This window comes from Izhakiella australiensis (assembly GCF_002006995.1).
GTDB classification, from domain to species: Bacteria; Pseudomonadota; Gammaproteobacteria; order Enterobacterales; family Enterobacteriaceae; genus Izhakiella; species Izhakiella australiensis.
Genome location: NZ_MRUL01000040.1, coordinates 1 through 8244 on the forward strand (window position 1 = coordinate 1; position 8244 = coordinate 8244).

At 49.0% G+C, this 8244-nt stretch carries 2 protein-coding genes and 9 pseudogenes; 6 read left to right on the top strand and 5 right to left on the bottom strand.

The features are described 5' to 3' along the window. Positions 1-123 precede the first annotated feature (123 nt). Positions 124-240, top strand: a pseudogene (locus BTJ39_RS23645) (IS3 family transposase); the annotation flags it as partial. Positions 241-306: 66 nt separating this feature from the next. Here the strand turns inward: BTJ39_RS23645 and BTJ39_RS23650 are convergent. The 3 genes and pseudogenes from BTJ39_RS23650 to BTJ39_RS23660 form a co-directional block, all read right to left on the bottom strand. Beyond that, positions 307-537, bottom strand: a pseudogene (locus tag BTJ39_RS23650) (IS481 family transposase); the annotation flags it as partial. 83 nt (positions 538-620) lie between these two features. Continuing rightward, the gene (locus tag BTJ39_RS23655; RefSeq protein ID WP_078005118.1) at positions 621-2930 is read right to left on the bottom strand and encodes a M60 family metallopeptidase; all 2310 of its coding nucleotides are present in this window, start codon (positions 2928-2930) and stop codon (positions 621-623) included. Positions 2931-3236: 306 nt separating this feature from the next. Continuing rightward, positions 3237-3971: pseudogene (locus tag BTJ39_RS23660) on the bottom strand (Tn3 family transposase); the annotation flags it as partial. Between the two features lie 80 nt (positions 3972-4051). Between BTJ39_RS23660 and BTJ39_RS24425 the strand changes: the two are divergent. Then, positions 4052-4144, top strand: a pseudogene (locus tag BTJ39_RS24425) (IS6 family transposase); the annotation flags it as partial. Positions 4145-4146: 2 nt separating this feature from the next. Next, positions 4147-4416 (top strand): annotated as a pseudogene (locus tag BTJ39_RS23665) (Tn3 family transposase); the annotation flags it as partial. 24 nt (positions 4417-4440) lie between these two features. Here BTJ39_RS23665 and BTJ39_RS23670 read toward each other — a convergent pair. Then, positions 4441-4746: pseudogene (locus BTJ39_RS23670) on the bottom strand (integrase core domain-containing protein); the annotation flags it as partial. A gap of 121 nt (positions 4747-4867) precedes the next feature. Here BTJ39_RS23670 and BTJ39_RS23675 point away from each other — a divergent pair. The 3 pseudogenes from BTJ39_RS23675 to BTJ39_RS23680 form a co-directional block, all read left to right on the top strand. Beyond that, positions 4868-5266: pseudogene (locus BTJ39_RS23675) on the top strand (transposase); the annotation flags it as partial. A 29-nt stretch (positions 5267-5295) separates the two neighbouring features. Next, a pseudogene (gene tnpB / locus BTJ39_RS24430) lies at positions 5296-5421 on the top strand (IS66 family insertion sequence element accessory protein TnpB); the annotation flags it as partial. Positions 5422-5427: 6 nt separating this feature from the next. Next, positions 5428-5837: pseudogene (locus tag BTJ39_RS23680) on the top strand (IS66 family transposase); the annotation flags it as partial. 254 nt (positions 5838-6091) lie between these two features. Here the strand turns inward: BTJ39_RS23680 and BTJ39_RS23685 are convergent. Next, a complete protein-coding gene (locus tag BTJ39_RS23685) occupies positions 6092-8050 on the bottom strand; it encodes an autotransporter outer membrane beta-barrel domain-containing protein (RefSeq protein WP_078005121.1) in 1959 nt (652 codons plus the stop codon). Positions 8051-8244: the final 194 nt, after the last annotated feature.

Consider the following 8244-nt stretch of genomic DNA (forward strand, 5'->3'; position numbering starts at 1 on the left):
AGGAATATAACCGTGAAAGACCGCATTCATCATTAAATAACCGGACTCCGGAGGAATTTATCCGAAGTCTCCAAAAAAGTCAGGATCTCTGATTTACCCCTGCACTGATATTGGGAAGGGATCAAAATAATGCGGGCGACGGTGTTTAATTGTATCGAGTGTGATTACAATCGGTGGCGTCGTCACAGTGCCTGTGACGGTCTCAGCCCGGAACAATTTGAAAACCAGAACCTTGCTTAGGGCAGTGTCCACATTACGTGGGTAGGATCACTACAGTTCACCCGCCATATCAAGTTAAATTTCTCATGCGGTGCCATCTTTTGTTATCCGCGCATTAACACCCACCTTGCGGAATTCCGGCTTCCGGGCGAACCGACAGTATTGTACCCGGCTGCACATATCCCTCACCTCTTCCTTGAGGATATTTGCCAGCCAGTCCTTCAGTCGGGAATGTTTCTCACTGCGGTGACGCTGTGCGTTATAACGGCTCAGATAGTTCCAGAGCCATTCGTTGGCCTGCAGCTCCGTCTCAGGTCTGCCCTAATTACACGACTGCTATGTCTGATTGCCCGTTCTTTAAACGGGCCCAGCCAGATTTTTTACTCCCCTCCAGGAAGATATTAATTCTTCGTTCCACACCACGTCTCATCCGAATCCTGGTCCCATAAAATGTGGGATCGGTGCGGTGGTATTGGTGAAATGACGTCATATATAACATTGCATGTATACTGATTATTTTTTCCAGCCTTTAATACAATAAGATAATGCCCTTTATGAATACAATCAGCAGGTGTTGGTGTGAGGGTAATAGAACTTCCATCCAGGGTGGTCGCACCTGCTCGTTGCAGGAACATCTGATTGCTCATAGGGTATCCGGCCGCACCAACGATGCGGGTATGTTGTACTACGAGGCTGGTTTCCAGTATTTCAAGGATGACATTCGTTTTATTTCTGATATCACTCCTGTTGTAAACTTCTACAATATATCTTCCCGCGGTATGGAAAAATTCCTCGGTAAGGTTGGTGCCGATGTCGCCCCCGGATATTGATAATGCTCCTATTCTTTCAATAAATACTGCTTCACTTAGTGGCGCAGAGCGGAAACCATACAAATGATTCTTTCTGGTGACAATATCGGCAGGGTTTGTATTATCCAGGCAATACTGGTCTGTATATTTAAAAAGAAATTCCCACCAGGAATTGTCTTTCTGATCGGTAGGGAAATACCAGTAAGGTGTGTGCTTTAAACGAAAATACTCACGACTTCCATCGCTCCATGCACCAAGATAAATATCACCAACTTTCCCCTGACGAGAGTCAGACCACTCATGTAGTTTGTCTGTTTTATATTTTCTCATCATCGCAATATCTATGTGCTCTTCTGAATATATTTCTCTCTCTCCTGTAACTTTAAGGTGTAATTTACCACCGATAACCATCTCTCGACCATCGGAAGTACTTACAAAAACTCTTATCAGCGCGGAACTATTTTGTATAACATCTCGTGGTGTGGAAATCGTAACGCTCTGATTTTCCGGTGAGGATAAAAAAGAGAACCCTTCGGGTATTTCCCACTGGTAACTTAACGTGTTATGATTCTTATTTGTGACGAACGCTGACACATCAAAAATCCCATTTTCATGAATATGTTCTGGAAGATTAATCTGCCCGGTAATACTTTGCTCCTGTACTGGGAACTGGTAAACTGGATTTTCGTCGGTATTTTTCCATATGGGTTTCGTTAAATCGAGCAGCCCCATATTGTTTATTTCCCGCTCCGTTTCCGGAAGCGTCTTCAGTCCCCACTGTTCAAAAAACGTTAATAAATTAAAACCAGATACCCGACTGCATTCAAGTATAAATCGCTGAATTTTTTCATTACTGTTCTGTGGGCGTTCTGTTTCTTTCAGGATACGATAACGTTGTCCGAGTCGGGCATGAAAATCCCTGCCGAATGCAAGGGTAAGCTGCCAGAACATAGCAACCTGATGAAACAGTCCTAATCTGCTGTAGTCTCTGTCATTTTCATTAAAATATTCAAAAACTTCGGGCCAAATACTGTCCAGCCGGGTTGCTCTTCCGTTCAGTGCGCTCTGTACATAGAGTGATACAATATTGACCGTCACTTCCCCCAGTCCATCCCAGCGTACATCGTCCAGCTGGTAATGATGCCCCAACTCATGCCAGGGGCCCCAGCCATCTTCTGTCAGATACCGGCTGTTGCAAACACAGTACGCACCACTGAAGTTGGTTCCGAGCCAAGCGTTCGACGCAGACATATAGCCCCCGGTCGAAGAAGGTTTGGTCTCAAAAATATACTGAAATGGCGTAGCCTGGTGAGGACGAGGATAATTTGTGTGCAGCCCATAGCACTCTTCCGCAAGCGACACAATCTTATCCCACAATCCGCAGACTTTCTGGGGATTATCGATATTTTCTTTAAGCACATGTAGCGGCATAGCAACAATCATTCTCTGACCAACCAGTTCTCCATAGGGAGCATTGCTAAAATCCTCTAGTGCCTGATTCCATGTTTGCTGAGTATCCAGGCCCAATACAAAACGCGGCATCCGGCGGGCTCCACTGACTACCTGAGCATAAATTTCTGAATCCAGAGGAAAGTTGGGGGCCGCAAAATAGATGATCCCGCGATTCTGGGCCGTAATACGCTGAGTTCCAAAATTCAGCTGAACTGACTGCCGGGATTTACTCTCTGGCGCATCAGCGGATTCTGTCACCGGATATATCCACAGTTTCGGAGCAGATGAAGGTATTTCACCGTTGTAATGACAGACTATCTCCAGACTGTCCCCGGCTTCGCACCAAAGGCCGGTAGACTGTGTCGGATGAGGATTAAACCAGCGCCGATGATCTCTTTTTGCAATATCGGAAGGTAAACCACGTTGTATCAGTTTGTTAGAGGGCATCATAGAATTCACCTGAAGGATGTTTGACGCTTTAAATATAGATCATCCCAGCGGGCAGTGAACGTTTCGAGTCAATGGCCTGAATCATGGTAAGTCAATAGCTGGTTCACGGTCAGGAATTTTTTTCAAACGCCTTTTCAGTTGTCAATAACGGGTAAAAAGTGATTCACTTATCGTCAACACCAACGGTCTAATATTGATCGGGTTCTGAAGCCCAACCGTACGAAAACGTACGCTAAGCATATTTTTTAACCAGCTCGGCGTTTTATTGCCTTGATAACTAGGCCGTCATAAAGGCCAATCATCCGCCTAGTCCCCCTGCTTAAGAGGTCTGAGCTGGTCCTTTGTTACTTGTTCTGCAAGCGTAAATGTATAGTGCCCCAGCATATTGATATGCGCATGCCGCAGTGGCGAAAGCCGGACTTCATCTTCTTCATTAATGACTTCGCCCTCATCACGCAAATGTGCCAGTGCGGCCTGCATATAAATGGTATTCCAGAGCACGACGGCATTGGTCACCAGCCCCAGAGCGCCCAGTTGCTCCTCCTGCCCATCCTGATAGCGCTTTCTGATCTCGCCTTTCTGCCCGTGACAAATTGCTCTGGCGACAGCATGTCTGCTTTCTCCCCGGTTAAGCTGGGTCAGGATACGACGTCGGTAATCCTCATCATCAATATAATTCAGCAGGTACAGTGTCTTATTTATTTTCCCAGCTTCGATAATGGCCTGTGTTAATCCTGAAGGGCGATCGCTGCTCAGCAACGAACGAATCAAAACTGACGCCCGAATTGTCCCCAGCGTCAGGGAGCCGGCCATGCGCATCATGTCATCCCAGTGTTGCTCTATCTTCCGGGCATTCGCAGCATTGCGGGCGATATAATTCAGCACGCCATAATCTGCATCTTTATCTACACGCCAAAATACAGAGGCTCCTGCATCAGCCAGACGGGGAGAAAACTGATAGCCCAGCAGCCAGAAAAGGCCAAAGATCAGATCACTGGAACCGGCTGTATCTGTCATTATCTCAGTCGGGTTTAGTCCGGTAAACCGGTCACTCCCGGGGGTTCTGTCGCATTAAGAAATGGTCGGGTAACCTACTGTTTTTTTTGCAATTTTGTCCGGCCATGTCTCTGATCCAAAAATCCTTTAAACGCCTGCATTATCCCGTTGACGTTATTGCTCAGTGTGTCCGCTGGTATCTGACTTATTCCCTGAGTGCTACCGTGAAGGGCAGGAAGATCAGTTGGGTGCGCTCGGCATGGTCACTAACGCGGTAGTACTGTGGAATTCTCTTTATATGCAGGAGGCGCTTTCACGCCTTCGCTCAACAGGCGAAACGCCAGAGGATGAGCATATTGCCCGGCTTTCGCCACTGATGCACGGTCATATCAACATGCTGGGGCACTATACGTTTACCCTGCCGGAAGATATTTTGAAGGGAGAACTGAGGTCGTTAAATTTCAATTTAAACAATGAATTATCTTCTTAGCGTGGTTTTTTACACCATTGGACCTCAGACCCCTCTTATCGCTCCTGAGCAGCGAGATGGATTCAGCTCTTTCACGGCCTCATACACTAATTTACGCTGCGCCAGCAATATCCTGGTTTCGCCACTGTGCCGTTGACATGGCGTGACGTAGCGGATGCCGCTGTGACGATGCTCTTCGTTGTACCAGTTCACGAAGCGTTTCACCCAAGCACGCGCCTCTTCCAGCGTTGAAAAGCCTTTCTCTGGCCACGCCGGCACATATTTCAGCGTCCTGAACAGTGACTCCACATGCGCGTTGTCATTGCTCACCCACGGGCGGTTGTGCGACGGGGCGGCCTAATGGGAGCGAAGGTAAGCGTAAACCCAGTGCCTTATGTAGCCATTAAGTCAGAGCTGGTAACTTAGACGCCCACCTGTTACAGACGGACATCTAAGTATGAAATCCTAGTCCTGGCGAAAAGTACTCCGTAAAAATTATTCGAATGACTTCAAGCTCCGTATGGTTGAAATGGCCTCCCGTCCCGGGGCCTGCGTCGCTCAGATTGCCCGTGAAAACGGCGGCAATGATAACGTCATCTTCAAATGGCTACGGCTCTGGCAGAATGAGGGCCGTATATCCCGCCGACTGCCGGCTACCATAGAGACTTCATCACTACCCGCGATACTGCCTGTTGAGGTGGTATCTGATCCGACGCCATCTGACGGGACAAACACTGTCCCGGGTCAGTTCTCAGCGCTGAACGCCTCCTCCTGTTGCGTCGAGTTCCGCCTCGGTAAAATGACGCAGGAAAACCCGTCACCTGAGTTGCTGGCTGTACTGCTTCGCAAGCTGACCGGGAGAAGACAATGATATCCTTCCCGTCAGGCACCCGTATCTGACTGTTTGCCGGCGTCACTGACATGCGTAAATCGTTCAATGGCCTGGGTGAGCTGGTACAGCATGCTCTTGATGAGAGCCCGTTCTCCGGCCATCTGTTTATCTTCCGTGGTCGCAAAGAGGATTCCGGCAGGGCAGCCAGGCAATCCCGGAGCAAACCGTTGCTGGCTTCCCTGCACGACTGGTTGGTGGAGAAAAGCGCAACGCTGTCGAAAAAATCGCGGCGGGTGAGACGTTCGCTTACGCGCTGAACCAGTGGGATGCGCTGTGCTACTACAGCGCAGACGGTCTTGCAGAGCCGGATAACAATGCAGCAGAGCGAGCGTTACGGGCAGTATGTCTGGGTAAAAAGAACTATATCTTCTTCGGCAGCGATCATGGTGGTGAACGTGGTGCCCTGCTGTATGGTCTGATCGGAACGTGCAGGCTGAACGGTATCGATCCGGAAGCCTACCTTCGCCATATCCTGAGCGTACTACCAGAGTGGCCCAGCAACAAAGTGGCCGAACTGCTGCCATGGAACGTAGATCTCACCAAGCAATAGTCGTCAATACGGCGCTCACCTAACGCTTACCTTAATGCGACAGAACCTGGGACAGCTTCAGCATCCGCACGGGGACGGATTGTCCCCGGCAGAGCAGTTTTATCTTCCGGTTGCATAAAAAACAAACAGACCAGCTTTCCGGCAACCTGACACCGTTAATGCGACACAACCAAAAAAACAGTATGTTACCAGACCACTTCTTAATGCGACAGAACCCCGGTGTGTCCGGGGCTGTTGTTATTTCGCTGAAACAATCAGAAGTTAATCCGGAACCCGGCATTGGCCATAATCGGGCTTTCAACCTTGTTACCCTTGCGATAATCCGCTTCCACAAACACCTGGGCGTTTTTGCTTACCTGAGCGGTCATGCCGGCACCATACTTGCCCAGCGTACCTGACTGGTCGTTTTTGTAGGTGTAGCGGTCGTTAAAAGTCACGATGTTGTTCTTCAGAAACTCGTGCTCCACAGCGGCCGTCACGTACGGGCTCAGGGTCACACTGCGGACCTCAAAGGCTTTACCGACGGACACTCCCAGCTCGCCTTTTGCTGATTTCTGGGTACCGATGTCGGCTTTCATACCGTTGCTCAGCGCCATATCCTTGCCCTGCGCGGCGAAGTAGCTGGCACGCACATACGGGTCGACGTTGATGCCATCACCCAGGGTTAACTGGTAACCGGTTTCCAGCGCGGCACCATAGCCATTCTGGTCGTAGCTGCCCTTCACCAGCTGCCCCCGGTCCGTGTGAGTGCGCAGGTCGCTGCTGAAGCGATTGTATTTGATAACGCCGTCGACATAGTAGCCTGCCGGGCTCATCCAGGTGGAGTAGAGACCCGCCCCGTAGCTGGCAACCGGGCTGCTGTCGCCCCGTTGTTTCACGGAGCTTTTAGAATAGGAGGTCAGCGCGCCGACTGAAAGTTTACCCTCAGCCACATCAAACACTTTGTCGCCGCCAATTTCCATGCCGTTCTGGCCTAACCGGTAATCTGAACCGGCACCGGCGGTTATGTCGGTGGAATTATGCAGATAACGGCCCCAGACACCGCCCTCACCCTGGTCAAAACGTTGAATGTCGCCACGACGGGTACGCAGCGCCTGCATCTCGCCATCAAAAATGTACTGAGGGGCGGAAGCCAGTCCCATCACGGCATCGGTGGTGCGGGAGGTCTGACTGGTGTCAGTGACCAGCACCACGACGGTTTTACCGGTGACGGGGTCTTTTTGGGTGTCCACAATAACTTTGTGTGTGCCCTGGTCAGCACCACCATCCAGAGTAAAGGTAGCGTTGTTATTGCCATTAACAACGATAAGGTCATTCAGCGCACCAGCGGGAAGCTCTTTACCTGAATCCTGATTATTCAGGTGAATGTTGTATTTTCCGGACATGTTGTCAGTGACAAGCTGGTCATTATTATGTTCGGCGAGGTTGCCGTTCATTATCAGGTTGCCGCCGGAACCATTAACTTCTCTTGTAAAAAGAGTCGTGTATCCCGTTCCCGCTTCATGACCGAAAGCGATGCTGCCGCCATTCATGGTAATGGTATCGGCCATAACCTCATGGCTGTTACTCTCTGTAGGAAGGAGCTGTAGTCTGGAGCTATTATTCAGGGTAACGTTTTCAAGTTGCTGTGTGGGGTTATCCTCTGCGGCTAAAACAGTCAGAACTGAATTTCCGTTCAGGGTGGTGTTACCTGACATCTGAGCATCTGCACCAACAATACTGCTGGCGTGGTCATTAAAGGTGGTGTTTTCTGATTGAGCGCCATCTTCCAGTATCTGGGATGCATTGCCGGAGAAAGTTGTGTCACTGGCTGAGCCACCATTACTGATGGTCTGCACTGCATTTCCGGTAAAACTATCTTTCTCAGATTTAGCTCCGTCATTAATGATCAGGGAAGCGCTATCACTATAAACATTGCTTTCAGAATAAGAAAAAGGTTGAGTGGATTCAGATTGTGTCGGAGACAGTTCGACCTCACTGTCTCCATTAAGTTTACTGTTATAAACACCGCCAAAAACAACGAGATAATTGCCTGTTGTTACCGTATTCGGGGAACCGTTAGATATAATTGTTCTGACCACAGGCCCATGATTAGATGGTTGCTCAAGAATGACACCATCATCTGAAGCAAATCCCGCTTGGGAAACCGTCAATAAAGCCAACGATAGCGCCACCACCAACGGCTTTTTCTTTGTGTAAAACTTTGTATTCATTTTTTCAAATCCTCCGAATATTGTTTACTTGTGTAATGGTATTACCTGATTTGTCTCATTGTTCATAGGTAATCCCCCCATTTTTAACGGAGGTGATAAGTAGAATCAGGTCATACGTTGAATATGCTGCATTGGCGTGTAGCCATTCAGCGCCATATTCGGACGTTCGTGATTATAAAACCATTGCCACTGCG

Excerpts from the sequence above, each read along its gene's own strand:
- BTJ39_RS23655 (WP_078005118.1), bottom strand. The coding sequence starts at position 2,930 with ATGATGCCCTCTAACAAACTGATACAACGTGGTTTACCTTCCGATATT.
- BTJ39_RS23685 (WP_078005121.1), bottom strand. The coding sequence starts at position 8,050 with ATGAATACAAAGTTTTACACAAAGAAAAAGCCGTTGGTGGTGGCGCTA.